23 protein-coding genes and 1 pseudogene are annotated in these 22,920 nt (G+C 63.4%); 9 read left to right on the forward strand and 15 right to left on the reverse strand.

Annotated elements, in window-relative coordinates:
- Positions 1–40: 40 nt before the first annotated feature.
- The 7 genes and pseudogenes from purU to glyA form a co-directional block, all read right to left on the reverse strand.
- Positions 41–940, reverse strand: a complete 900-nt coding sequence (purU, locus tag AC0J5Z_RS03805) for a formyltetrahydrofolate deformylase (RefSeq protein WP_475037547.1) — start codon at positions 938–940, stop codon at positions 41–43.
- 2 nt (positions 941–942) lie between these two features.
- Entirely contained in the window at positions 943–2,334 is a 1,392-nt protein-coding gene (locus AC0J5Z_RS03810) for an L-serine ammonia-lyase (RefSeq protein ID WP_475037548.1), read from the reverse strand.
- Positions 2,334–2,993 carry a sarcosine oxidase subunit gamma gene (locus AC0J5Z_RS03815; RefSeq protein WP_475037549.1) on the reverse strand — a complete coding sequence of 220 codons (660 nt, stop codon included), beginning with the start codon at positions 2,991–2,993 and terminating at the stop codon, positions 2,334–2,336. Before AC0J5Z_RS03815 ends, AC0J5Z_RS03810 begins: the two co-directional genes overlap by 1 nt.
- Entirely contained in the window at positions 2,986–5,931 is a 2,946-nt protein-coding gene (locus AC0J5Z_RS03820; RefSeq protein WP_475037550.1) for a sarcosine oxidase subunit alpha family protein, read from the reverse strand. The genes AC0J5Z_RS03815 and AC0J5Z_RS03820 overlap by 8 nt, the downstream gene beginning before the upstream one ends.
- A 2-nt stretch (positions 5,932–5,933) precedes the next feature.
- Positions 5,934–6,370: pseudogene (locus AC0J5Z_RS03825) on the reverse strand (sarcosine oxidase subunit delta).
- A gap of 21 nt (positions 6,371–6,391) precedes the next feature.
- On the reverse strand, positions 6,392–7,612 hold the full coding sequence (locus AC0J5Z_RS03830) for a sarcosine oxidase subunit beta family protein (RefSeq protein WP_475037551.1): 1,221 nt from the start codon (positions 7,610–7,612) through the stop codon (positions 6,392–6,394).
- Positions 7,609–8,982: a serine hydroxymethyltransferase gene (glyA, locus tag AC0J5Z_RS03835; RefSeq protein WP_475037552.1), complete on the reverse strand. Its 1,374-nt coding sequence runs from the start codon at positions 8,980–8,982 to the stop codon at positions 7,609–7,611. The genes AC0J5Z_RS03830 and glyA overlap by 4 nt, the downstream gene beginning before the upstream one ends.
- A gap of 149 nt (positions 8,983–9,131) precedes the next feature.
- Here glyA and AC0J5Z_RS03840 point away from each other — a divergent pair, with 149 nt between their 5' ends.
- Both AC0J5Z_RS03840 and AC0J5Z_RS03845 read left to right on the forward strand, forming a co-directional pair.
- Positions 9,132–9,803: a GntR family transcriptional regulator gene (locus AC0J5Z_RS03840; protein ID WP_475037553.1), complete on the forward strand. Its 672-nt coding sequence runs from the start codon at positions 9,132–9,134 to the stop codon at positions 9,801–9,803.
- A gap of 392 nt (positions 9,804–10,195) precedes the next feature.
- Complete coding sequence (locus tag AC0J5Z_RS03845) at positions 10,196–10,612, forward strand: LuxR C-terminal-related transcriptional regulator (protein ID WP_475037554.1); 417 nt, start codon at positions 10,196–10,198, stop codon at positions 10,610–10,612.
- A gap of 148 nt (positions 10,613–10,760) precedes the next feature.
- On the opposite strand, the gene AC0J5Z_RS03850 is transcribed toward AC0J5Z_RS03845, so the two are convergent.
- Entirely contained in the window at positions 10,761–11,240 is a 480-nt protein-coding gene (locus tag AC0J5Z_RS03850; protein WP_475037555.1) for a DUF4383 domain-containing protein, read from the reverse strand.
- Positions 11,241–11,395: 155 nt separating this feature from the next.
- Between AC0J5Z_RS03850 and AC0J5Z_RS03855 the strand changes: the two genes are divergently transcribed.
- The 3 genes from AC0J5Z_RS03855 to AC0J5Z_RS03865 all read left to right on the forward strand — a co-directional run bounded on the left by AC0J5Z_RS03855 (position 11,396) and on the right by AC0J5Z_RS03865 (position 13,313).
- Entirely contained in the window at positions 11,396–12,367 is a 972-nt protein-coding gene (locus tag AC0J5Z_RS03855; RefSeq protein ID WP_475037556.1) for a hypothetical protein, read from the forward strand.
- 140 nt (positions 12,368–12,507) lie between these two features.
- Complete coding sequence (locus AC0J5Z_RS03860) at positions 12,508–12,849, forward strand: ArsR/SmtB family transcription factor (protein ID WP_475039526.1); 342 nt, start codon at positions 12,508–12,510, stop codon at positions 12,847–12,849.
- Positions 12,846–13,313 carry an SRPBCC family protein gene (locus tag AC0J5Z_RS03865; RefSeq protein ID WP_475037557.1) on the forward strand — a complete coding sequence of 156 codons (468 nt, stop codon included), beginning with the start codon at positions 12,846–12,848 and terminating at the stop codon, positions 13,311–13,313. Before AC0J5Z_RS03860 ends, AC0J5Z_RS03865 begins: the two co-directional genes overlap by 4 nt.
- 11 nt (positions 13,314–13,324) lie before the next feature.
- Here AC0J5Z_RS03865 and AC0J5Z_RS03870 read toward each other — a convergent pair whose 3' ends face one another.
- Positions 13,325–13,966, reverse strand: coding sequence for a LysE family translocator (locus AC0J5Z_RS03870; RefSeq protein ID WP_475037558.1), 642 nt, complete (start codon positions 13,964–13,966; stop codon positions 13,325–13,327).
- A 101-nt stretch (positions 13,967–14,067) separates the two neighbouring features.
- On the opposite strand from AC0J5Z_RS03870, the gene AC0J5Z_RS03875 reads away from it, so the two are divergent.
- Positions 14,068–14,523 (forward strand): Lrp/AsnC family transcriptional regulator, encoded by a 456-nt coding sequence (locus tag AC0J5Z_RS03875; RefSeq protein ID WP_475037559.1) that lies wholly within the window; start codon positions 14,068–14,070, stop codon positions 14,521–14,523.
- Between the two features lie 6 nt (positions 14,524–14,529).
- Here AC0J5Z_RS03875 and AC0J5Z_RS03880 read toward each other — a convergent pair whose 3' ends face one another.
- The gene (locus AC0J5Z_RS03880) at positions 14,530–14,988 is read right to left on the reverse strand and encodes an Lrp/AsnC family transcriptional regulator (protein WP_475039528.1); all 459 of its coding nucleotides are present in this window, start codon (positions 14,986–14,988) and stop codon (positions 14,530–14,532) included.
- Between the two features lie 347 nt (positions 14,989–15,335).
- Here AC0J5Z_RS03880 and gluQRS point away from each other — a divergent pair, with 347 nt between their 5' ends.
- Positions 15,336–16,223 carry a tRNA glutamyl-Q(34) synthetase GluQRS gene (gluQRS, locus tag AC0J5Z_RS03885; protein WP_475037560.1) on the forward strand — a complete coding sequence of 296 codons (888 nt, stop codon included), beginning with the start codon at positions 15,336–15,338 and terminating at the stop codon, positions 16,221–16,223.
- 27 nt (positions 16,224–16,250) lie between these two features.
- Here the strand turns inward: gluQRS and AC0J5Z_RS03890 are convergent, their stop codons facing one another.
- Positions 16,251–16,862: a TetR/AcrR family transcriptional regulator gene (locus AC0J5Z_RS03890; protein WP_475037561.1), complete on the reverse strand. Its 612-nt coding sequence runs from the start codon at positions 16,860–16,862 to the stop codon at positions 16,251–16,253.
- Positions 16,863–16,964: 102 nt separating this feature from the next.
- On the opposite strand from AC0J5Z_RS03890, the gene AC0J5Z_RS03895 reads away from it, so the two are divergent.
- Positions 16,965–17,756 (forward strand): SDR family NAD(P)-dependent oxidoreductase, encoded by a 792-nt coding sequence (locus AC0J5Z_RS03895; RefSeq protein ID WP_475037562.1) that lies wholly within the window; start codon positions 16,965–16,967, stop codon positions 17,754–17,756.
- 84 nt (positions 17,757–17,840) lie between these two features.
- Positions 17,841–18,377 carry an HD domain-containing protein gene (locus AC0J5Z_RS03900; protein ID WP_475037563.1) on the forward strand — a complete coding sequence of 179 codons (537 nt, stop codon included), beginning with the start codon at positions 17,841–17,843 and terminating at the stop codon, positions 18,375–18,377.
- A gap of 85 nt (positions 18,378–18,462) precedes the next feature.
- On the opposite strand, the gene AC0J5Z_RS03905 is transcribed toward AC0J5Z_RS03900, so the two are convergent.
- The 4 genes from AC0J5Z_RS03905 to AC0J5Z_RS03920 all read right to left on the reverse strand — a co-directional run bounded on the left by AC0J5Z_RS03905 (position 18,463) and on the right by AC0J5Z_RS03920 (position 22,908).
- Positions 18,463–19,707: a low temperature requirement protein A gene (locus AC0J5Z_RS03905; RefSeq protein WP_475037565.1), complete on the reverse strand. Its 1,245-nt coding sequence runs from the start codon at positions 19,705–19,707 to the stop codon at positions 18,463–18,465.
- Between the two features lie 118 nt (positions 19,708–19,825).
- The gene (locus AC0J5Z_RS03910; protein WP_475037566.1) at positions 19,826–21,121 is read right to left on the reverse strand and encodes an ATP-binding protein; all 1,296 of its coding nucleotides are present in this window, start codon (positions 21,119–21,121) and stop codon (positions 19,826–19,828) included.
- 106 nt (positions 21,122–21,227) lie between these two features.
- Positions 21,228–21,989 carry an SDR family NAD(P)-dependent oxidoreductase gene (locus AC0J5Z_RS03915; RefSeq protein ID WP_475037568.1) on the reverse strand — a complete coding sequence of 254 codons (762 nt, stop codon included), beginning with the start codon at positions 21,987–21,989 and terminating at the stop codon, positions 21,228–21,230.
- 4 nt (positions 21,990–21,993) lie between these two features.
- Positions 21,994–22,908 carry a fumarylacetoacetate hydrolase family protein gene (locus AC0J5Z_RS03920; RefSeq protein ID WP_475037570.1) on the reverse strand — a complete coding sequence of 305 codons (915 nt, stop codon included), beginning with the start codon at positions 22,906–22,908 and terminating at the stop codon, positions 21,994–21,996.
- Between the last annotated feature and the right edge of the window lie 12 nt (positions 22,909–22,920).

The raw sequence follows: 22,920 nt of genomic DNA on the forward strand, positions 1-22,920 counted from the left end.
ATGTTGCGGTTGAACATGGGGGTGAGCTGCCATCTCGGGCCTACTTCAACACGATCGTCCTGTTCCCATTCAGGATGATCCGCCCCTCGCAGTGCCAGCGAACGGCGTTGCTGAGGGCCTTGCATTCGGTGTCCCGGCCGGCGGCTACGAGATCGTCCGGCCCGAACGTGTGGTCCACTTCCACTACCTGCTGGGCGATGATGGGACCTTCGTCCAGCTCGCCGTTCACGTAGTGGGCAGTGGCACCCACAGTTTTCACGCCACGCGCATAGGCCTGGTGGTAGGGCTTGGCACCCTTGAAGCTAGGCAGGAACGAGTGGTGGATGTTAATGGCGCGGCCATCCAGCTTGCGTGCCAGGTCGTCGCTGAGGACCTGCATGTACCGGGCCAGGACAATGAGTTCCACATCCAGCTCGTCGATGATCTCCAGCAAGCGCCCCTCGGCAGCAGGCTTAGTGGCAGCCGTGACAGGCACGTGGAAGAACGGAATCCCGTGCCACTCTGCCAAACCCTGGTGGTCCGTGTGGTTGGAAACGACGCCCACCACATCGATGGGGAGCTCTCCGATCCGTGCGCGGAACAAGAGGTCATTCAGGCAGTGCCCGAACTTGGAGACCATGATCAGCACGCGGCGCTTGTAACCCTGTTGCTCCAATTGCCAGGTCATGCCGTACTTCTCGCCTACCGGAGCGAAGGCGGCCCGCAGCGCATCAACAGTGGAAATGTCGCCGTCGGACGCGAAGTGCACCCGCATGAAGAAGTGGCCCTCGGCGCGATCCCCGAACTGCTTGTTGTCGATGATGTCGCAGCCGTGTTCCAACAGGAAGCCGGAGACGGCGTGCACGATTCCGGGACCTTCGGGACAGTCGAGGGTGAGCACGTGCTCCACCGTGGTTTCAGGCGAGGAATCGACGGTTGTTTCAGTTTGGATGGCAGTCATGGCTAGCACTCCACTACGTTGACGGCGAGGCCTCCACGGGAGGTCTCCTTGTATTTGGATTTCATGTCTGCGCCTGTTTCGCGCATGGTCTTGATGGCTTTGTCCAGGGACACTTTGTGGCTGCCATCGCCGTGCAGGGCAAGGCGGGCGGCGTTGATGGCCTTGACGCTGGCGATCGCGTTGCGCTCGATGCAAGGGATTTGCACCAGTCCGCCCACGGGATCGCAGGTGAGGCCCAGGTTGTGCTCGATGCCCACTTCGGCGGCATTTTCCACTTGTTCGGGCGTTCCGCAGAGGACTTCGCAGAGACCGGCGGCGGCCATGGAGCAGGCAGAACCCACCTCACCTTGGCAGCCCACCTCGGCACCTGAGATGGAAGCATTGATTTTGAACAGGATTCCGACGGCGGCCGCCGTCAGCAGGAAGCGCACGACACCGTCGTCGTTGGCTCCCGGAACAAACTTTGTGTAATAGTGCAGCACTGCCGGGACAATTCCGGCGGCACCGTTAGTTGGCGCGGTGACGATCCTGCCGCCCGCGGCGTTCTCCTCGTTCACAGCCAAGGCGAACAGGTTCACCCATTCCATGGCGAGGAGTGGGTCCGGTGAGCCTTTTCCGTTGAGTTCGGCGTCTGTGGCGGCCAGCGTCTTATACAACGACGGCGCCCGTCGCCTGACCTTCAGGCCTCCCGGCAGGATTCCCTCGGCAGAGCAGCCGTTGTCCACGCATTCCTGCATGACAGCCCAGATTGCCAGCAGCCGCTCGCGCAGCTCTTCCTCTGGGCGCCACACGAGTTCGTTGGCCAGCATGATGTCCGAGATGGACTTGCCTTCACGGACACAGATGGCCAGCAGCTCGTCGGCGGTGGTGAAAGGGTAGGGAAGGACGGTGTCGTCCGCCACCACCTTGTCGGTGCCGGAGGCGTCCCCGTCCACCACGAAGCCACCGCCGATGGAATAGTAACTGCGCTCGCGGAGCACGCTTCCCGTGTGGTCAAGCGCCCGGAACGTCATGCCGTTGGGGTGGGCCGGAAGCGACTTGCGGCGGTGGAGGACCACGTCCTCATCCCAGTTGAAGTCCACCCGGTGGTCGCCGCCCAAGCGCAGCTCGGCGTCGAGTGCCGCGGCAGCTACCTGATCGTCAGCCGTGGCGGTGTCCACGGTTTCGGGGGAGTGGCCTTGCAGCCCCAGCACCACGGCCTTGTCTGAGCCGTGGCCCCGGCCGGTGGCGCCCAGGGAGCCGAAGAGCTCAGCCTGGACGCGCACCGTGGCCGAAAGCTGGCCGGACGATTCGAGACCGTCCGTGAACTGCTTTGCCGCGCGCATCGGGCCGACCGTGTGTGAGGACGACGGCCCGATGCCAACAGAAAACAGGTCAAGCACACTCAGTGCCATTAGGGGACCTCAGGGGAGGCGTACTCCCGCATGGCGTCGAGGAGCCAGCGTCCCAGGAAGTCGGCAAACGAGGCCCGGGGAAAGATCCGGTAGGACTCGTCTGAGGCCTTCCAGAGCATCACGGGGATGTGGGCCAGTTCGGTGGAGACAGCCGTACCGGCCTTGAACACCCGGGGGTGGAGGTCCAAGGAGCACGTCTTTTCGAGCACCGCTCGGGCGTGGCTGCCGGAGAGCTCGAACGTGGTGCGGTTGGCGGACAGGTCCACCACCTGGCCTGCGTCGCCGCCCAGGGCCGAGGTCAGATCGCTGACCAAGGATCCGCCCAATGAATCATGGGCTTCCTCCGGTGCAACCACCAGGAACTCGGTGGGGCCAAGCCACAGCGTGTTCACGGACTCCTGGCCTGAAGCCACGCCGCCCGTTACCTCACCGCAAGCGGCAGGCAAACCGCCGGTCACGGACGCAACCCGGGCACCGGCGTCGGACGCTGGGTTAACCCGGACGCCCACCATGGTTTGGTAAGGGATTTCGGTGAGCGTCACCGTCCCCGGCACGGAGCCGGAGGTGAAGGCGTCAGCGAGGTGCTCGGCCGGGCTGCGGCGGGCGCCCCGGACGCGGTCGACGTGTGCGGTTTCTGCTGGTGTTGCTGTTTCAGCCATCTTTGCGGGTCCCTTCAGCATCGAAAAGTACGGTTTCGCCAACAACCACGTCCACCAATTGGTCTCCCAGCGAGGCCACGAGGGTCTCGCCGATGCGGTTGCGGCCATTTTGAATGAGTGCCAGGGCGAAGGAACGGCCCAGTGCGGCGCTGTGGTAGCTGGAGGTCACGAAGCCCTCCATGGGGACGGGTCCGTAGGCCGGGTTGACCGGGATGCCCTTTTCCACCAGCTGCGTGCCTTCCGGCAAGCGCAGCGAGTGGTCCACGGGAAGGACGCTGACCAAGTGCTTGCGGTCCTCGCGGCTGGCGTCCTCACGGAGGTAGGAGCGCTTGCCGATGAAGTCCTTGGCCTTGGAGACGATCCAGTCCATTCCGGCGTCCTGCGGGGTGACCGTACCGTCGGTGTCCTGCCCAACAATCGGGTAGCCCTTTTCGGCGCGGAGCACGTGCATGGTTTCGGTGCCGTACGGGGTGATGTTGAACTCGGCACCCGCGGCGGCAACGGCTTCCCAGGTGTTGAGTCCGTACCAGGACGGGATGTTGATTTCGTAGGCCAGTTCGCCGGAGAAGGAGATGCGGCAGACGCGAGCCTGCACTCCGGATGCCAACGTGGTCTCGCGGAAGGTCATGAACGGAAAGGCTTCGGCATCCAGCCCGCCATCCACGGCGAGCTGGGGAGCGACCTTGGCGATCACGGCGCGGGACTTCGGGCCGACGACGGCGATGGTGCTCCACTGTTCCGTCACGGACGTGCAGACCACATCGAGTTCCGGCCACTCCGTCTGGTGCCACTCTTCGAGCCAGTCCAGCACCTTGGCAGCGCCGCCGGTGGTGGTGGTCATGAAGTAGCGGTCATCGTCCAGGCGAAGGGTCACGCCGTCGTCGAAGATCATGCCGTCCAGGGTGCACATGACACCGTAGCGGGCGGATCCCGGGGCGAGCTTCTTGAATGCGTTGGTGTAGACGCGGTTCAGGAATTCGCCGGCATCCTTGCCACGGATCTCGATCTTGCCCAGCGTGGTAGCGTCCATGAAGCCCACGGAATCGCGGACCGCTGCGCATTCACGGAGGACTGCCGTGTCCATGTCTTCGCTGCCCTGCGGGTAGTACCAGGGGCGCTTCCACTGTCCAACATCTTCGAACAGTGCGCCGTGGGCAACGTGCCACGGGTGGATGGAGGTCACGCGGGCGGGGTCGAACAACTCGCCGCGCTGGCGGCCGGCCAAGGCTGCGAAGGCCACGGGCGTGAACGGTGCACGATAGGCCGTGGTGCCAATCTCGCCGACGCCGGGAATCGACTCGGCGCCGCCAAACTTCAGCGCTGCGGCGATGACGCCGATAGCGTTGACGCCGGACGTCTTGCCTTGATCGTTGGCCGTGCTGATGGAGGTGTACCGCTTGACGTGTTCCACGGACCGCATGCCGGCTCCGGTGGAGCGGAGGACGTCGGCCACTGACTGGTCGCGCTGGAAGTCAACGAAGTGGTGGTGCCATTCGCCGGGCTCACCGCTCTGGCCCGGAACCAGCCAGAGCTGGCGGCTCGGTGCGCTGGCCACGGGTGCCTGTAGTTCTATCGGGGTGGTTGCGGACTCAAAACCAGCCGCGATTGACGCTGCCGCTCCGGCCGAGATGCCCTCTGTCAGGCAGTCTTGGAGTTCGTAGCTGCCACGGCCTGCGCCCACAACGTGCTGGTCCCTTACAGGAGCGGTGGGAATGAAAGCGGCGAGCTCGTCGTCCCAACGGAGCTTGCCTTGGCGTTGGCTGTGGAGGTGGACCACCGGGCTCCAGCCGCCGGAAACAGCGAGCAGGTCGGCAGCCAGCTGTTCGACGCCCGAGGTGAGTTCGCCGTCGTCGTTAATACTGCGGATGGTGACGCCGTTCAGGCGGCCGTTCTCGTCTGCGGAAGTGTCAGCCACGGCACTTCCGATTAGGACCCGGATACCGGACTCTACGGCGGCGGCGGCCTTCGCGCTGATCTGCGGACGGGCATCGACGACGGCGGCAACCGCCACGCCTGCTGCCTTCAGGTCCGCGGCAAGAGCGTAAGCGGAGTCGTTGGTGGTGCTGATGACCACTCGCGAACCCGCTGCCACGGCGTAACGGTTCAGGTAGGTGCGGGCGGCCGAGGCGAGCATGATGCCCGGACGGTCGTTGTTCTCGAACACCAACGGACGCTCGTGGGCACCCGGTGCCAGGACAACCTGCTGCGCGCGGATGTGCCAGATACGCTGGCGCGAGACACCCGAAGCGGCCGGAACGGTCAGGTGATCCGTGCGGTTCTGGGCTGCGATGAAGTAGTTCGAGTCATAGGAGCCGAACGCCGTGGTGCGGTTCAGCACCGTGCATTCGGCGGCGGAAACCAGCTCGGCTTCCACGTCGGCAACCCATTCCAGGGCTGGCTTGCCTTCGATGGTTTCCTGCAGGCCTTCGGCCGTTGAGCCGGAGAGCAGTGAACCGCCGAGTTCGGGCTGGTCGTCGATCAGGATGACGCGGGCACCGGTGCGCACAGCTTCGCGGGCCGCTGCCAAACCGGCAAGACCGCCGCCGACCACCAGGACGTCCGTGTGGACGTACTTCTTGTCGTACTCGGCCTTGTCCTCGTTGGGATCCAGTTTGCCCAGGCCGGACAGGAGCTCAATGTTCATGCCGTCCACCAACGACACTGCGGTGGCGGGAAGCATGGATTCGGCTACGTGTCCGCGGAAGCGGGGAGCGATCTTGACCAAGGCGTTGGACTCTTCCACGCCGGCTGCCATGATGCCGCGGGGGCGGTCCTCATAGAGGGAGTTGCCGGCGTTGATGTGGCCGTTGGCCAGCAGCGCCGAAGCGATGGTGTCACCCGGGTGACCAGTGAATTCCTGACCGTCCACGGTGAAGCGCCAAGAGATGCTGCGATCGATGCGTCCGCCGGTGGCGAGGCGTGCGTTCTTGCTGGTCACTTCTAGACTCCTTCCGAGGAGGTGGGTGTTGTGGCGCCTGTTGTTGCGGCGCCTGGTGCGAGGCCTGGCTCGCCGGCCTGGCCGAAGTTCCGGCTTGGGCGAACTCGCCTGGCTGGGCCGGTTCGCTCTTCGGGCTTTCGCCTGTTCCTGTTGCCTTGCTCTTTGCGAGATCCGGGCGGGGCTGGCCCATCGCGTAGATGGAGTGGATCTCGTAGCTCACGGTGTCGCGGAGCATGTTGAACCACTGGCGACAGCCGGTGCTGTGGACCCAGCGCTCGGCGAAGGTGCCCTTGGTGTTCTCGCGGTAGAACAGGTACTCAGCCCATTCGCGGTCGGTGAGGTCGTTGGGGTTCTCCGGGTAGGCGATGTGTGCCTGGCCGCCGTAGTGGAATTCGGTTTCGTCGCGTGGCCCGCAGTTGGGGCATGAAATGAGGAGCATGTCTTTCCTGTCCTGTGCTGGCTAGTGGGCCACGGCTGCGGCGCCGTGTTCGTCGATCAGGGCGCCGGTCTCGAACCGTTCCAGTGCGAAGGGCTTGTTCAGCTTGTGCGGTGCGCCCGTGGCAATGGTGTGCGCGAAGGTCAGGCCCGCTGCAGGGGTGCCCTTGAACCCGCCGGTGCCCCAACCACAGTTGACGAACATGTTCTCCACCGGGGAAAGGCCGACGATCGGCGAGGCATCCAAGGTTGTGTCCACAATGCCGCCCCAAGTCCGGAGCACGTGGGCCCGTGCGAAGATCGGGAAGAGCTCCACGGCTGCTGCCATCTGCTCCTCGATGACGTGGAACGAACCGCGCTGGCCGTAGCCGTTGTAGGAGTCGACGCCGGCCCCCATCACCAGTTCGCCCTTGTGGGCCTGGGAGACATACACGTGGACGTGGTTGGACATCACCACAGTGGGGTGGACAGGCTCGTGCAGTTCGGACACCAGCGCCTGGAGCGGGTGCGACTGGATCGGCAGCCGGAAGCCGGCCATTTCTGCCAGTACCGAGCTGTGGCCAGCGGCGCAGAGGCCCACCTTTTCGGTGTTGATATTGCCGCGGGTGGTCTTGACGCCGGTGACGCGGTTGCCGTCCTTGATGAAGCCGGTGACTTCACAGTTTTGGATGATGTCCACACCGAGTTCATCGCACTTGCGGGCGAAGGCCCACGCAACGTGGTCGTGCTTGGCGATGCCTGCACGCGGCTGGTACGTGGCGCCCATGACCGGGTAGCGAATGTTGTCGCTGATGTTCAGGATGGGGCAGAGTTCCTTGACCTGCTGCGGGTCCAACCACTCAGCGTCCACGCCATTGAGACGGTTGGCGCCCACGCGGCGAACGCTTTCGCGGACGTCACCCAAGGTGTGGGCCAGGTTCATGACACCACGCTGGCTGAACAGGAAGTCGTACTCCAGCTCTTCCGGGAGGATCTCCCAGAGCTTGAGGGCGTGCTCATAAATGGCAGCGCTCTCGTCCCATAGGTAGTTGGAGCGGATGATGGTGGTGTTGCGGGCCATGTTTCCACCGGCCAGCCAGCCCTTTTCCAGGATGGCGATGTTGGTCATGCCGTGGTTCTTCGCCAGGAAGTACGCGGTGGCCAGGCCGTGCCCGCCGCCGCCCACAATCACGGCGTCGTAGCTTTTCTTCGGTTCCGGGTTGCGCCAGAGGAAGTCCGGGTGTTCGGGGAGGTGGTCTGCACTCACTGGGCTGCTCCAATCAGTTCTGCTTCGGTTGCGGCGCCATTGCCGTTGTTGGAAAGGTGCTGGTAGAGCGGGAACTTCTCCGCCAGCGCGGTCACACGGCTGCGGAGTTCGACGGCGGTGGCATCGTCCAGAGTGACGTCACCTTCGGTGCCGCTTGCGTCGGTGCCGCTGTTCGCTGCGGCGATCAACGCCGTCGCGATGATGTCCGAGACCTCGGTGAAGTCCTCGGCGCCAAAACCGCGGGCGGCGAGCGCGGGGGTGCCGATACGCAGGCCGGATGAGACCATCGGAGGGCGGGGGTCGAAGGGGACGGCGTTGCGGTTGACCGTGATGCCGATGCGGTGCAGCGTGTCTTCGGCCTGCTGGCCGTTGAGGACTGAATGACGGAGGTCGGCCAGGACCAAGTGGACGTCTGTTCCGCCGCTGACAACCGAGATGCCGGCTGCAGCTACGTCTTCTTGGAGAAGTCGCTGCGCAAGGATCTTTGAACCCTCGAGAACGCGGACCTGGCGTTCCTGGAATTCCGGCTCGGCGGCCATCTTGAAGGCAACGGCCTTGGCGGCGATGACGTGCTCCAGCGGACCACCTTGCTGGCCGGGGAAGACGGCGGAGTTCACCTTCTTGGCGATGTCGGCGTCGTTGGTCAGGATCACGCCACCGCGGGGACCGCCGAGGGTCTTGTGTGTTGTGCTGGTGACGATGTGGGCGTGAGGCACCGGGCTGGGGTGGAGACCTGCGGCGACGAGACCCGCGAAGTGGGCCATGTCCACCATGAGGTAGGCGCCCACCAGGTCCGCGATGCGGCGGAATTCGGCGAAGTCCAGCTGGCGGGAGTAAGCGGACCAGCCGGCGACGATCAGCTGCGGCTTGCTCTCGAGGGCGAGGCGTTCAACTTCAGCCATGTCCACGGTGTGGGTGTCCTCGCGGACGCCGTAGGGGACAACTTTGTACAGCTTGCCCGAGAAGTTGATGCGCATACCGTGGGTCAGGTGTCCGCCGTGGGCGAGGTTCAGGCCCATGATGGTGTCGCCCGGGGTGATCAGCGCATGCATGGCCGAGGCGTTTGCCTGGGCTCCGGAGTGGGGCTGAACGTTGGCGAACTCTGCGCCGAACAGGGACTTCAAGCGGTCAATGGCCAGCTGCTCGATCACATCAACGTGTTCGCAGCCGCCGTAGTAGCGCTTGCCCGGGTAGCCCTCGGCGTACTTATTGGTCAGCACCGATCCCTGGGCTTCCATGACGGCCGTTGGGGCGAAGTTCTCGGAGGCGATCATTTCCAGCGTCGACTGCTGGCGGATGAGTTCCTGGGCGATCGCCTGATCGACCTCCGGGTCCGCCTGGGCGAGCGGGCGGATCAGCGGTTCAACCATGGTGTTCTCCTTCAAAGCTTGTCTAGTGGCCGACTGTTAGGCAACTGATATATTAGAACTATTGCCATAGTATGTTGAAGATCACATGGTCGTCAACAGGTCTGCGGTAACTCATCCAGCAGACTGAAGCACGACGACGGGAGAGAGCAATGAGCGCTGCATTGGAAGCACTGGAATCAGCTCCGCAGGGTACGTCCCTGGCGGAGAACGCCTACCTGCTGCTGCGCGACAGGCTCATCATGCTGGACGTGAAACCCGGCGACCCCATCAACGACGGCCAAATCGCCGCCGAGCTGGGGATCGGGCGCACTCCTGTCCGGGAAGCCATCAAGCGACTCGAAAGCGATCACCTGGTGGTCTCGTATCCGAGGCGCGGCACGTTCGCCACCGGTGTGGACATTACCCAGCTCGCCGAAGTCTCAGAGATCCGTGAGTTGCTGGAACCCCTGGCCTCCAAGAAGGCTGCCCGTATGGCCAGTCCCGCCATGCGTTCGGAGCTGCGCGCCGTCGCTGCTGCAATCCGTGATCTTGAAGGCCAGGACACCTCGTCCCAGGAACTCATGCGATATGACATCCAGGTCCACCGGCTCATCTACAAGGCCTCCGCCAATGCCCACCTCGAAGACGTCCTGATTCGGTACGACAACCTCGCCACCCGCATCTGGTGCCACATGCTTGAGAAGATGCCCTCCGTGTCCGGCCACATCTCCGAGCACGCCGACCTCCTCACTGCCATAGCCGACGGCGACGAAGACCGCGCTGCCGAGCTCGCCCTGCACCACGTAGTCAGCTTCGAAGAGACCATCCGCAAGGTCCTCTAGGCTTCCCGCTCCCTGCCTCTGCCATCTTCCGGCGGTGGCGCCATCCTCGGTGCGCTCGCTCGTACCTCGCTTAGACGCGCGCTGCCGGATAGCCCGACCCCCTCCGTCGCTCTCTCACATCCCTCGGGTTTGGCCCGGTCCCTCTCACATCGGATCCGCGGGGCCCGTCCGTTCCAGCTCGCGGGGCACGGGCGAACGGACGTACTGACCGCCACGAAGCAAAACCAGACGTCGATGCCACGTTGAGTGCCGACGTCGAGCCTCCCTTGCCCAAGTGGCAGAGCGATGGGGCCAAGGGCTAGGAACGTGAGAGTGCGTCGGGGTGTTTGCGCGAAGAAGCCTAAGCCCGTCCTGGACGCTTTGGAGAACATTGCCGTATCTGCGAGACATGCGTGGTTGATGCGACCACGTTCAATCGCGACCAAGCTGTAGTGGAAGCAGTTCAGGCAGGAGCAAGCGGATATCTGCTCAAAAGTGCAGAGCCGGAGTTCCTGTTGGCGGCAATCAGGACTGTATATTCCGGGTACTCGGTCATCGCGCCCGGATCAGCGCATGACCTGTTTCAGCACGCGGCCCGGGCGGTGCCCGTTGCAGGTCCGGATCTATCTGTCTTGGATCCATTGTCTGCGCGGGAGCGGGACGTCTTTCTTTTGGCGGCCAAGGGTTTGAGCAACAGTGCAATGGCCGGCAGCCTTTTCGTGTCCGAAGCTACGGTCAAGACGCATCTGCGCAGTGTCCTCACCAAGCTTGGGGTTGGGACTCGTCTGCAGCTCGTGTCGTTCGCTTATGAGCACAAGCTTCTCGGATAGCCCCCCAAACCTCCGCCGAGATGGCATTAGATGACAATTACGAGCGCGAACATTGTCATTAAGTGGCATCTCGGCGGGAAGCAAAACGGCGGCCGCCCCCTCAAAGGAGGCGGTCGCCGTCGTTAGTTCACAAGGTGTGCGGAAGGGCCTACATCTTCCGTCGCGCTGTGGTTGTTTCGTCCATGGCATCCCTGCCCAGCCAGGCGCCCAGGCCGATCATGGCAACGCCGAGGATCAGGTGCAGCCAGTTGTCAGCCGTATTGAACGGGACGAAGTTGGCGGCTGTTTCCTGGTTGATGACCAGGCCGTAGATCCAAAGAACGATGTACACGGCGCCGCCGCCCAGGAGGAACAGGCGGGCCATGCGTGCGTTCCTTGCCATGGCCAAGCCGGCCACGCCAAACAGCAGGTGAACGATGTTGTGGAGTATGGACACTTGGAAGACTCCAAGCAGCATGGCGCCGGATTCATGTCCCGCGAAGGTCATGGCGCCGTAATTGGTGGTGATTCCCGGGATGAAGCCCAGGATGCCTACCAGCAGAAATACAATGCCAACGCCCATGGCGGTGTTGCGAAGCGTCAACCCCATCATGTGGTGGTGTTCGGCGGGGTGCGAAGCGGTGGTCATCAGTCCTCCCTTTTCACGCGATTAACCGGCTCTTCTCATGGAGAGCCGACTTGCGGCAAGGGTGTCGCAAAACCTTGCCGACGCCGCCATAATACTCCTGAAATGCCTCCGATAGCAGGGGATGTGCCCAGTTCAGCGGCGGTTAGCATGGATTCATGAGCCAAGCTCCGAACGGACGTGTGCACACGATCTTCCACGACACCCGCGATCTCACGCCTTTCCGCGAAGGCTACGTCCGCACCCCGGTCCGTGGCCTGGCCGACGGCGTGAATGACGTGCTTTCCGGTGTCCTGAGCGGCCGTGACCACGCGAGACTGTCCGTTGTGGGTAATGTTCCGCGTCTGAAGATGTTGTCCTCCAAGACAGCGAAGGCGATGCACGAGGCCGTTTTTTCCTCAACGGAGCCGGATCGCCTCCTTGCCTTCGGCCGGATGTATCCGGGGTGGGCGGGCTTGTGCCACGTCATGGCGGGTTTGCTGGCTTACAAGCATGGAGGCTACTTACGGGCGTCCGAACTGCTGCAGCGCGGCCTAACAACAAGGATCGACGACGACGCCAGCCAGTTCTCGGCTACGTACCTTGGGCAGGTGGTCACCAAGGTTGAGGTGGCCGAACGTATCGAGGTTCCGGTCCTGTTCAGCGAGGAATCCGTGTTCCTGGCGTTGTCCCACTGCCTCCGGGAAATGGGGATGACCGAGTCGGCGTTGGAAGCAGTGGTGAGTCTGCCGCCGTCGTTGCCTTCTGCGTTGGCGCGCTGCACAGCGGCCTATTCGTTGGAGCGCCACCGCGACGTCGTGCTCTGGACCGAGGGTTTGCTGAACACGGACGACCTTTCCGCTGCGCTGTTGCTGATCCGGGCGCGGTCCCAGCGGGCAAGGGGCGATTTCGAGTCCGCCCAGGTTGCGTTGAAGGAAGTCCTGCGGCGTCGAAAAACCAACCTGGCATTGAAGAATGATGCCTTGACGGATAGGGCGTTGCTCGCGCTGGACCAAGGGCGCCGCACCCTTACTCCGCGTTCCAAACGGCCGGCCCCGCCCGCCGAGCTGGAGACGATGGAAGTCATCCGTAAGGACGCTGAGATGCGCCGTCTTTGGGAGAACGACTTCAGGCAGCTGGGCGGCGAATAAAGCACCCTTGTGCACTCCTGTGCGGAGGCGTACGGTTGTGATCAACCAAACAGTTGATCAATAGTTTGGTTGATTATGGGAGGTTGGTTGCGCCAGTGGAAGGAGATGCTTTGGGTCCCGACACCTTGGACAGGGCCTTCATGGCCCTGGCGGATCCGGTGAGGCGGGCAATGGTCGCCCGGCTCTCCCGGGGGGACGCCACTGTCAACGAACTCGCGGAACCATTCGCCATCACTAAGCAGGCGGTGTCCAAGCACATTCAAGTCCTGGAACATGCGGGGTTGGTAACCCGTTCCCGTGACGCCCAACGTCGGCCTGTCCATTTGGATGCGGCAGCCTTGGAGCGATTGACGGCCTGGATCGATCAGTATCGGCTGATCGCCGAGTCCCGGTTCCGGCAGCTGGACGAGCTGCTGGGCGCCGGCGTCTCCCATCAAGAACAAGAAAACACACCAGCAAAGAAGAAAGAGGAACTGAAATGAGCAACCCAACAACAATCACCGCCGACGATGGCGTCCCGTTCGTCGACACAGTCCGCGAATTCGATGCCCCGGTCAGTGCAGTTTTCAAGGCCCACGTTGATCCGGACCTCCTGGCAAAGTGGCTGGGCCCGCGTAATTCGGTGACGAAAGTTACCGAGTATAACGCAACCACTGGCGGCAGTTGGCGCTACGAGAGCGGTGACGATAGTGGGATGTATGGCTTCCGCGGCGTCTTCCACACCGTCGAATCCGACTCGCTGATCATCATGACGTTTGAGTTTGAAGGTGCCCCCAACCAGGTAGGCGTCAGCACCACCACCTTCGAGGAAATCGGTGGCAAAACCCGGATGTCGGCGCACGAGGTCTATCCGTCGGTTGAAGCGCGGGACATGGCTCTGGCCACAGGGATGAACTACGGCGTGATCGAAGGATATGAACGCCTGGACGAGCTGCTTGCTGCCTAACTGCGTGCCAGTTATATATGCGGTAGAAGCGGAAGGAGTTGCTCCAACAACAGCGCCGTCCCCAGCCCGATCATGATGATCCCGCTGACCAGCGTTACCACCCGGGCGGCGCCGGGCCGGGAAGCAAGAAGCTTCCGGGAGGTCAACGCGACAGCCGTGTAGACCATACCGGCGAGGATCACGAAGGTCAGGCCCAACAAGCCTGACTGGACCGGAACGGGCAGTGCTGCCTCGGGACTGACAAACTGCGGAACCAGCGCCACGAAGAACAGCAGGCCCTTGGGATTGATGCCGCTGGTGCCCATGCCCTGAAAGAAGGTGCGGAGCTGGTTCCCGGAATGCACGACGCCGGCTTCCGCACTGAAGGTCGCGCCTCGCCACGAGCGGATGGTGCCGATGCCGAGCCACAGTAAGTAGGCTGCTCCGGCAATAGTCAGCCAGCCCAGTAGCCCGGGTACTCCTGCCAAAAGGGCCGCGAGTCCCGCAACCATTAACAACGTATGGACCACGTAGCCGCTGCAAAGACCGGCCACCGCCGGGACAAAACTGCGTTGGCGGAGTCCGGCGGAAATCGAGTATGCCCAGTCCACGCCGGGGGTGCACGCCAAGCTGACGGCCACCAGGATGAAGGCGAGGAACAGCTGCGGATTCACGATCTCTCCAGAGTTAGTTGGTAGGAAAACTCTAGGGAAAATTGGCCCATAAGTGTTCCCTGATTTAGCCCTGAATCAGCCGATTTGGGTAAGATAATTGCGTGATCGACGGAATTGACAGAAGTATTTTGCGCCACCTCAAAGAGGATGGCCGAATGACTGCCACTGCTCTTGCTTCGCAGGTGGGGTTGACCGTAGCTCCATGCCATCGTCGGCTCCGCGATTTGGAGTCAACGGGGGTGATCCGCGGCTACCGTGCCGATATCGATCCTGCTGCGGTGGGGCTGGGCTTCGAAGCGATTGTGTTTGTCACCCTCAAGCAGGTGGAACGCACCATCATGGCCGAGTTTGAGGAGCGTGTGACTGCCAGCCCCAACATCGTGGAAGCCCAGCGGCTCTTCGGCTCCCCGGACTACTTGCTGAAGGTCATTGCCGCCGACCTACCGGCCTATCAGCGCTTCTACGACGACGAGCTCGCGGCACTTCCCGCGGTGGAGCGCCTCACATCAACGTTGGTGATGAAGAACCTGAAAACAAACATCGGACCGCCGGTCTAAGGTGCCCTACTCCGACAGCAGTCCAGTTGTCCGGTACGGAATTACTTCCCGGAGGAACATGCTGGTGGACGTTCGGACTATCCCAGGGCACAGGCGAATTTCCTCGGATACGCGGTAAAGATCGTCCGGGCTTTTGGCCACCACCCTGATGATGAGGTCGGTATCACCGGCAGGAGCGTGGCATTCGAGGACTTCGGGGATCTCCCGGAGGGCGGCGATGGCCTCGTTCAAATGGCTTTGATCGAGTTCGGCACTGACGGCGGCAGCCACGCCACGTCCCAGAGCCGAGGGCAGGACGCGACTGCTGTTGGGGCGGAGGGCGCCCGACGCCGTCATCCGCTCCAGGCGCGACTGGACTGTCCCCCGGGCGAGGTGCAGTTTCTGGGCCAGCACCATGATGGGCACGCGCGGATCTTCATCCAAGGCGGCGAGGATCCTGCGGTCGGTGGCATCGAGCTCCTGCAAAGTGACCACTTCCTGTCTATGTTTTCACGTGAGACTGATCAGATCGACCAATCATTGTGACGTCCGTTGCACCAACTGTATGTCTCCTGCTGAAATGATGACAACGAAGCAGGAAGAGGCTACCGCCAAAACCCGCAGGCACCAGGAACCCGGAACACCACCCGGAGCCCTGCAAAGGTTTCCCGCAAGGAAGCAGCCGCTGATTGACTCTTGTTCACAGCATTGTCATTCCGCACCCGCCCGTTCATCCGGGCCACAGCAAGAGCCCCTGAGCTACCGGATCGTTGCGGTAGCTGAGGGGCTCTTGTGGTGCCTGGCGGCAGCAGCCCGGCGCATAGGCTTGGATCATGACTTCCGCTGGCCGCTTCGCCCCAAGCCCATCCGGCGAACTGCACGTCGGCAACCTTCGCACCGCAATTCTCGCCTGGTTGTTTGCGAAGTCCAGCGGTCGCGATTTCCTGCTGCGCGTCGAGGACCTGGACCGCGCCCGCTCCGGCGCTGAAGCGGAGCAGCTCCGCGATCTGCAGGCCGTCGGCGTCAGTTGGGACGCCGCCGTCGTACGCCAGACTGAGCGCGCGACACTGTACGACGAAGCAATTGGGCGCCTGACGGCCGACGGCCTGACCTACGAGTGCTTCTGCACGAGACGGGAAATCCAGGAGGCGCCGTCCGCGCCGCACGCGCCGCAGGGGGCTTATCCGGGGACGTGTAGGCGGCTTTCCCACGCCGAACGCGAGATCCGGCGTGGGACGCGTCCCGCCTCCGTACGCTTGCGGGCAGAGGTTTCGGAGTGGGCTGTTGAGGACCAGTTGCACGGCAAGTATGTGGGTGTTGTGGACGACTTTGTGCTGCGCCGAAATGACGGCGTCACCGCCTACAACCTGGCGGTGGTGGTGGACGATGCTGACCAGGGAATTGACCAAGTAGTGCGCGGAGACGACCTCCTCCCGTCCACCCCGCGGCAGGCGTATTTGGCGACGCTGTTGGGGCTGCAGGTCCCGGAATATGCCCATGTTCCGCTGGTGGTAAACCACGACGGCGTGAGGCTGGCGAAGCGCGACGGTGCGGTCACGCTGGGCGACCTCGCCGCCGTCGGACTACCTGCTGAGCGGGTGCGTGACTTGATCCTTGGGTCGCTCGGTCTGCCGGCTGGGACCCTGCAGGACGCCCTGCCGCACTTCGATGCTCAGAACCTGCCGAAGACGCCCTGGGAGTGGAAAACTCCCCGGGCTTGAAATGCCACCGCGTAGGGCAAGCGCAGCTTAGTTGAGCTTCGCTGCCGGGACGCCGGCGGCCATTCCTGCCCAGAGGGTGTCGGTGGTGGCGGTGACCACGTCCTCCACTGAATTCCCGTCCAACTGCCCGCCTGCCGCGAGAAGGGCCGTCCCATGGAGGCTCACGAAGCACACCATGGCCAATGTTTCGGGGTCGCCGACGGCCAGGACGCCGGCCTCCTGCGCCTCGGCGATCATGGCTTGGGCAACGTGTATTCCTTGCACACCGGTGCTTCGCAGCTCATCGCTGGAATCGGGGTGGTGCTTGGTGGAGTACATCACCGTCAGCAGGGCGGGGTGCGCAACAGCAAAGTCGACGTATGCCTTCCCAACACTGACGAAACGGCCCCGGAGGTCGTCACCGGACTGGGCGGCGTTCCGGATGAGGCGGTTCATCGACTCAAAGCCGGCCAGTGCCAAGGCGTCGATCAGGGCCTGCTTGTCGCGGAAGTGCTTGGCCGGGGCGCCGTGGCTGACATTCACATCACGGGCCAGTTGCCGTAGGGAGAGTCCGTCCATGCCAGCTTCTTCAATGGTTTCCATGGCGCGTTCAAGGAGGGCTTCCCGGAGTTTGCCATGGTGATAGGGCTGGTCAGTCATGCCTCAAGTCTAGCCAATGTAGTCATTGACAACAAAGTAGACACTGCCTACCATGTAGACAGCGACTACATTAGTCTCCGCCTCAACCGATGGGATTCCACCATGACCATGACCTACGCAGGTACCACTGCACTCATTACGGGTGCGAGCTCCGGCCTCGGCGCTGAGTTCGCCCGAAAATTTGCTGCCCGAGGCGCCGACCTTGTCCTTGTGGCCAGGCGTGCAGACCGTCTGGAGGAATTGGCTCAAGACCTGCGTTCCCGGCACGGTGTCACCGTGACCGTCCTCCCCATGGACCTGTGCCGTGCAGGAGTGGGACGCGAGCTCTTCGCCGAATTGGCCGGCCGAGGAATCACCGTGGACACCTTGATCAACAACGCAGGTTTCGGCACCCATGGTCCTTTGGTCGGGGAAGACCCGGACACCATTGCGTCTGAGATTTCCTTGAACGTTGCCGCCCTCGTGGACATTACCCGGGCTTTCCTGCCGGAACTGCTCGCCTCCGGCAAGGGCGCCCTGGTGAACGTTGCCAGTACGGCGGCCTTCCAGCCGATTCCCGGTATGGCTGTTTACGGTGCCACCAAGGCCTTCGTCCTGAGCTTCACCGAAGCCGTGGCCCACGAAACCAAAAACTCCGGGCTCAACGTGCTGGCCCTTTGCCCCGGAGCCACGCGCACCGAGTTCTTCGACGTCCTTGGCGGTGAATCCGCAGCAGTGGGCAAGATGCAGACCTCTGCGCAGGTTGTGGGGACTGCGCTCAAGGCTCTCGATCGCAAGGGAACTCCCGGCAGCGTCGTCTCGGGTTGGGCCAACCGCGTCGCGGCCGGATTCGCCCAGCGTTTGCCAAGGGCCGTCACCGTCGCTATCGCTGCACGCGCTGTACAGGACTGGTAGGACGGTGCTTCCGGGCCCGGAACAACGGATAGCCTGAAGGTGAGGACCGGCCCCGACGGTCCCTCTTTAAAGCCGGAGGCCAGCATGACCGAACCACGCTTCACCGTAGAGACAGCCCAGGTCCTGGCCGAGGTGGCCCACAACCGGCAGAAGGACAAGCTCAAACGGCCTTACCGGGAGCACGTTCTGGCCGTGGGGGATGCGCTCGCCGACTTCGATGAGGACATCCAGATCGCGGGCTACCTTCACGACATTGCCGAAGACACGCCCATCACCCGTCAAGCGTTGCTGGAAATGGGGGTGTCGGAGCGGGCGGTTGACATCATCGAACGCGTCACCCGTCGCTTCCACGACGACCCGGATGATTACGACGCCGGCATCCGTTACGTGGCCGAAGACCACGACGCAACGTTGGTGAAGATCGCGGACAACGCCCACAACTCGCTGCCCGAGCGGGTCAAAGCGCTTGCTGAAAAGTGGCCGGATAAGCCGCCGGTAACCCGCTACGCCGATGCCCGCCCGGTGCTTTACACGGCCGTTCCCCGCGAAGAAGTCCGGATGATCCTGGAGCGGATCAATCCGTACTTGCTTGCGGACCTGGACGAGATCGTTCCGGAGTAGGCCTCCCTGCTGTTGTGAGGCCTACTGTGCGTGCCGTAAAGAGGAATTACGGCGCAGAGTAGGCCCCGCAACGCAGGAGAACGCCTTATCCCGCGGCGGTTTCCAATCGCCGAAGTGCCGCTGCCCGGCCCTTGTGTCCGCGTCGTTCGTCGTACGCGATGGATAGGCCAAGGACAAGCATCATCTCCAGCATGCAGATCGGCACGGACGCTCCCGCCGCGGCCATGGCAATGCTTGCAGCCAAGCCGAGGACCACCAGCGCGGAGCTCCAGAAGTGTTCGCGGTCAAGGCCGAGCATGATGCCGTACAGCGTGCTGAGCGAGACCTTGAACAGGATGATCGGGATGGCGATGGAGGCCACTGCGGCGGCCGCAGGGATGTGGGCTTCGTGGTCGATGAAGTACGCGGCAACGTGCAGTCCCGCACCTGTGGCGGCAATGGCTGCAAAGACCGGCATGTGCCCGTAGCCGAACACCCAGGAGCGGCGCCTCTGGACGTGGAGTGCCGGGCCTGAGGGGAGGATGAAGTAGATCCACCACATGGCGAAGGCCAGCCCGGTGCCACTCAGTCCAACCAAGGCCGCGTCCACGGACCAGTTGTGGGTCGCCACAATCGCTCGCAGGGTTTCGATGGCGCCAATCAAGCACTCACCCAGGGCGATGATCGCGAGGAGTCCATACCTTTCAGCGATGTGGTGCGCATGCCACGGAGTGCGGATCTTGCGTTCCGCGAAATATGGAGCCGCCATCTCCAGGACAAACAGCGGGGTTGCCATCAGGAAAGTGGTGAGGACGCTCGCATCGATCAAGAGGACCGCAACCCAGCCCACCTGGACGATCGCCACGTACTTCGCATAGCGCAAACATGTTTCCCGGCGTTCGGGATCTTGGCGGGCTGCACGCAGCCATTGGAAGATGAGGGCCACACGCATGACGATGTACCCCAGCACCATGGTGACGTTGTCCACGTGCTTGCCCTCGATGATCGAGTGGAACACAGGCTCGATGCCCATGGCCAGGATGAGGACGCCCACCATTTGGACCATCGTGACTACCCGGAACACCCAATCATCGGTGTCGTAGGCGCTGGCGAACCACGTGAAGTTGATCCAGGCCCAGATCACCGCGAACATGGCGAAGGAAAAAGCGAGGAGTCCCGGCCAGAAATGCGCTTCCGCCACTGCATGGGCGAACTGGCTGCCGGCAACACCGAAGGCAATAACGAAGGTCAGGTCGAAGAAGAGCTCCAGCGGAGTTGCTGCGCGGTGTTTTTCATGCGGATCGCGGCCGCCCATGCGGGAGAGCGCATGGCGAAGGGGATTCGAGGACATGGCTCAAAGATTACCGCTGCCCGTGCCCCCACGCCGAGATCCCCTGGAATGTTCCAGCGACCCCGCCGGGTTCCAGCGACCCCGCCGGCTTCCGGCGAACCCGGGGAGCAAGCAGCCCCTACACCCGGCCCAGTACGTCGATGTCTTCCAGGAAGTCCTGGTGTACCTCGGCGCTGACGGTGGTGCGGGTGTCGGCGATGGAGTCGAGGTAGTCCTGGGTAACCGGCCCCTTACGGCCGTTGGACGCAAGACCGGAGCCGTCGTCGTACACGGCCTTTTCAAGAGCGCGCTGGGAGGCGCTGCGGGCAGCGAACTCAATGTCCGCGGGGGAGAATCCCTCAGTCCGCTCCACCAGCTGGGCAATGTCCACGGAGTCCACGACGGCGGCGGGAATGAACCGTTGCCACATGGCCTCGCGGGCGTGGACGTCAGGTAGGCCGATCGGGATGACGTAGTCGAACCGGCCATGGCGCAGGAATGCGGTGTCCAGGGCGCGGATGAAGTTGGTGGCGCACACCAGTAGGCGGCCGGGCTGTTCGCGGAAGGCCGGGATGATCTTGAGGAGTTCGTTGGTGACGCCCTGCAGCGGCGACGGCGGGTCGCCGGCACGTTGCGACGCGATTTCCTCTACCTCGTCGATGAACACCACAGCGTGCTCCAGCTCGGCGATTTCCAGGAACGTCTCGCGAAGTGCACCGGCCAAGCCCTTGGGATCAGCGGCCAAGCGGGATGGGAAGACCTCCACGAATGGCCATTCCAGCCGTGATGCGATGGCTTTGGCGAAGGTGGTCTTGCCGGTGCCCGGAGGGCCGAACAACACCACAGCGCGGGGCGGCACTACGCCGTATTCGTCGGCGAGGTCGGCCTCAGCCAACGGGAGAACCAGCCGCCGTTCCAGCAGTTCCTTCTCACGGCGCATACCCGCTACGTTCTCCCACAAATCACGGGCCAGAATCCGGCCGCCGAGGAGCCCCAGTGCGCCAAGCTCCTGCCGCTGCACGGGGATGGTCCGCTCGAAGTAGCGCAGGTTCTTCTTCACCACGAACCCGCGCCCCAGGAACGCTTCGACACGCGTTTCGGTCTCGGGCATGAGCGCGGAGAGTTTGTTGAGGCCGTGAGGGGCCATGCGGTTCTCGACGGCGGATAACAGCGACGTGCCGATGCCGCGGCCGCGGAACTCCGTCAGTGTGGCCAGGAAGACAATCCATCCTTGGTCGTGCGCGGCGCGTCCGACGGCGGCGCCCACCACTTGGTCGCCCTGCACTGCGACCACCGCGTGGTCCTTTTCGCACGACGCCAGTACCTCGGACAACGCGTACACGGGCTCCACGCCGTCGGCTTTGAGTGACTCCCAGAGGTGCAGGATGCCGTCCAAATCGGACGAGTGGAAGTCCCTGATGCGCCAGTTGCTCATGGCTGTGTCTCCTGAGTCTGCGAAGTGAGTCGCCGTTGATTCCTTGGAGTTGAGCATAGGCGAACCGAGGCTGCAGGAGGTTGCGGGTCCGTTGCGTTACGAAACCCTACTCGACCGGACGAAGCCGCAGACCCTGCATGCCGCCGTCGACCGCCAGGGAAGTTCCCGTCGTCGACCCGGACAGGGGGCTCGCCAGGTACGCGACGGCGCCTGCCACCTCCACGGGGTCAACCATCCGGCCGTGCGGCTGCCGGGCGTTGAGGGCGGAGCGCTCGCCGGCAGGGTCGGCGGCTGAATCGAGCAACCGACCAACCCATGGAGTATCTACCGTTCCAGGGTTCACGCAGTTCACGCGGATGCCCTCTCGCACGTGGTCTGCCGCCATGGCGAGGGTCAGGGACAGCACCGCACCCTTGGACGCCGAATACAACGCGCGCTGCGGGAGCCCCGCCGTCGCGGCTATGGAGCAGGTGTTCACGATCGCGGCCGCCGCAGACGCGCGGAGGTACGGCAGTGCTGCCCGGCTGACGCGGGCGATTCCCACCACATTGACGTTCAGGACGCGCAGCCATTCCTCGTCGTCGTTCGCGGCAATGTCACCCTGCGCGCCAATGCCGGCGTTGTTGATCACGATGTCCAGGCCGCCGAACTTTGTGGCCACATCATCGACGGCGGCACGCACCGAGGCGTCATCGGCCACGTTGCATTTCACGCCGAAGTGCGGGCTGGCCTCGGGCGCGAGGTCCAGGACCGCCACCTGCGCCCCGCCGGCCGCGAGGCGGTCCGCGATAGCCGCCCCGATGCCGGAGGCGCCGCCGGTCACGAGTGCTGTAAGGCCTTCGAATTCGTTGCCCACCGAGGGTGCCATGGCCTTAGGCGTTGATGTGGGCGGGCGTGGTTGCACCGGACCGGGCGCCAGCTTGTGCCCGGAAGTACTCCTGCCGCTGGCGTCCGAGGCCTTGGATTTCCAGTTCCACCACGTCACCCGGCTGGATGAAGGGGAAACGGCCGGACAAAGCCACGCCCTCGGGGGTGCCCGTGATGATCACGTCGCCCGGCTCGAGGACCATGTACTGGCTGAGGTGGTGGACGATCGTGGCGGGGTCGAAGATCATGTCCGAGGTACTGGAGTCCTGGCGCGATTCGCCGTTGACCAAGGTCCGCAGGCGAAGGTTGCCGGCGTCGATATCCGAGGCAGGAACCAGCCATGGGCCCAGCGGCGTGGAGCCGGGGAGGGACTTGCCCTTGGTCCACTGTCCTGCAGCGCCGGGAATCTGATACTCACGCTCGGAGAGGTCGTTGGCCACGGCATAACCGGCGATGCACCCTTCGGCTTCAGAAACGGAGGAAAGGTATGACGCTTCCTTGCCTATCACGATTGCCAGTTCCACTTCCCAGTCGTACTTTTCCGACGCCGGCGGGATGGGGGCAGCGTCGAAAGGGCCGGCGACGGTGTTGGTCGGCTTCAGGAATACCACGGGAACCTCGGGAGGCGTCGCGCCGGATTCAGCGGCGTGCGCGGTGTAGTTCAGTCCGATGGCCACCACAGCTCCGGGGCGGGCAACGGGAGCGCCGATGCGCAGGCCTTCCGGCGAGATTTCGGCGAGTTCCCCCTTGTTCAGGGCTTCGCGGGTGCGTTCGATGCCGTCCGAGGCGAGGAAGCCGCCGTCGATGTCGTTGGTCAGGGCCGTAAGGCTGAAGTACTTCTCAGCGCCATGGGCGTCCTCGGCGATGACGGCCGGTTGTTCGTTTCCGGCCGTACCCAGCCTGGCGAATTTCAATGTCATGGCTTCCTCCGT

The organism is Paenarthrobacter sp. TRD_SC_7, assembly GCF_056156245.1.

Bases quoted from the DNA above. Each gene is read 5' to 3' on its own strand.
- purU (WP_475037547.1), bottom strand. From the start codon at position 940: ATGACTGCCATCCAAACTGAAACAACCGTCGATTCCTCGCCTGAAACC.
- AC0J5Z_RS03810 (WP_475037548.1), bottom strand. From the start codon at position 2,334: ATGGCACTGAGTGTGCTTGACCTGTTTTCTGTTGGCATCGGGCCGTCG.
- AC0J5Z_RS03815 (WP_475037549.1), bottom strand. From the start codon at position 2,993: ATGGCTGAAACAGCAACACCAGCAGAAACCGCACACGTCGACCGCGTC.
- glyA (WP_475037552.1), bottom strand. From the start codon at position 8,982: ATGGTTGAACCGCTGATCCGCCCGCTCGCCCAGGCGGACCCGGAGGTC.
- AC0J5Z_RS03840 (WP_475037553.1), top strand. From the start codon at position 9,132: ATGAGCGCTGCATTGGAAGCACTGGAATCAGCTCCGCAGGGTACGTCC.
- AC0J5Z_RS03850 (WP_475037555.1), bottom strand. From the start codon at position 11,240: ATGACCACCGCTTCGCACCCCGCCGAACACCACCACATGATGGGGTTG.
- AC0J5Z_RS03855 (WP_475037556.1), top strand. From the start codon at position 11,396: ATGAGCCAAGCTCCGAACGGACGTGTGCACACGATCTTCCACGACACC.
- AC0J5Z_RS03860 (WP_475039526.1), top strand. From the start codon at position 12,508: ATGGCCCTGGCGGATCCGGTGAGGCGGGCAATGGTCGCCCGGCTCTCC.
- AC0J5Z_RS03865 (WP_475037557.1), top strand. From the start codon at position 12,846: ATGAGCAACCCAACAACAATCACCGCCGACGATGGCGTCCCGTTCGTC.
- gluQRS (WP_475037560.1), top strand. From the start codon at position 15,336: ATGACTTCCGCTGGCCGCTTCGCCCCAAGCCCATCCGGCGAACTGCAC.
- AC0J5Z_RS03890 (WP_475037561.1), bottom strand. From the start codon at position 16,862: ATGACTGACCAGCCCTATCACCATGGCAAACTCCGGGAAGCCCTCCTT.
- AC0J5Z_RS03895 (WP_475037562.1), top strand. From the start codon at position 16,965: ATGACCATGACCTACGCAGGTACCACTGCACTCATTACGGGTGCGAGC.
- AC0J5Z_RS03900 (WP_475037563.1), top strand. From the start codon at position 17,841: ATGACCGAACCACGCTTCACCGTAGAGACAGCCCAGGTCCTGGCCGAG.
- AC0J5Z_RS03905 (WP_475037565.1), bottom strand. From the start codon at position 19,707: ATGTCCTCGAATCCCCTTCGCCATGCGCTCTCCCGCATGGGCGGCCGC.
- AC0J5Z_RS03910 (WP_475037566.1), bottom strand. From the start codon at position 21,121: ATGAGCAACTGGCGCATCAGGGACTTCCACTCGTCCGATTTGGACGGC.
- AC0J5Z_RS03915 (WP_475037568.1), bottom strand. From the start codon at position 21,989: ATGGCACCCTCGGTGGGCAACGAATTCGAAGGCCTTACAGCACTCGTG.
- AC0J5Z_RS03920 (WP_475037570.1), bottom strand. From the start codon at position 22,908: ATGACATTGAAATTCGCCAGGCTGGGTACGGCCGGAAACGAACAACCG.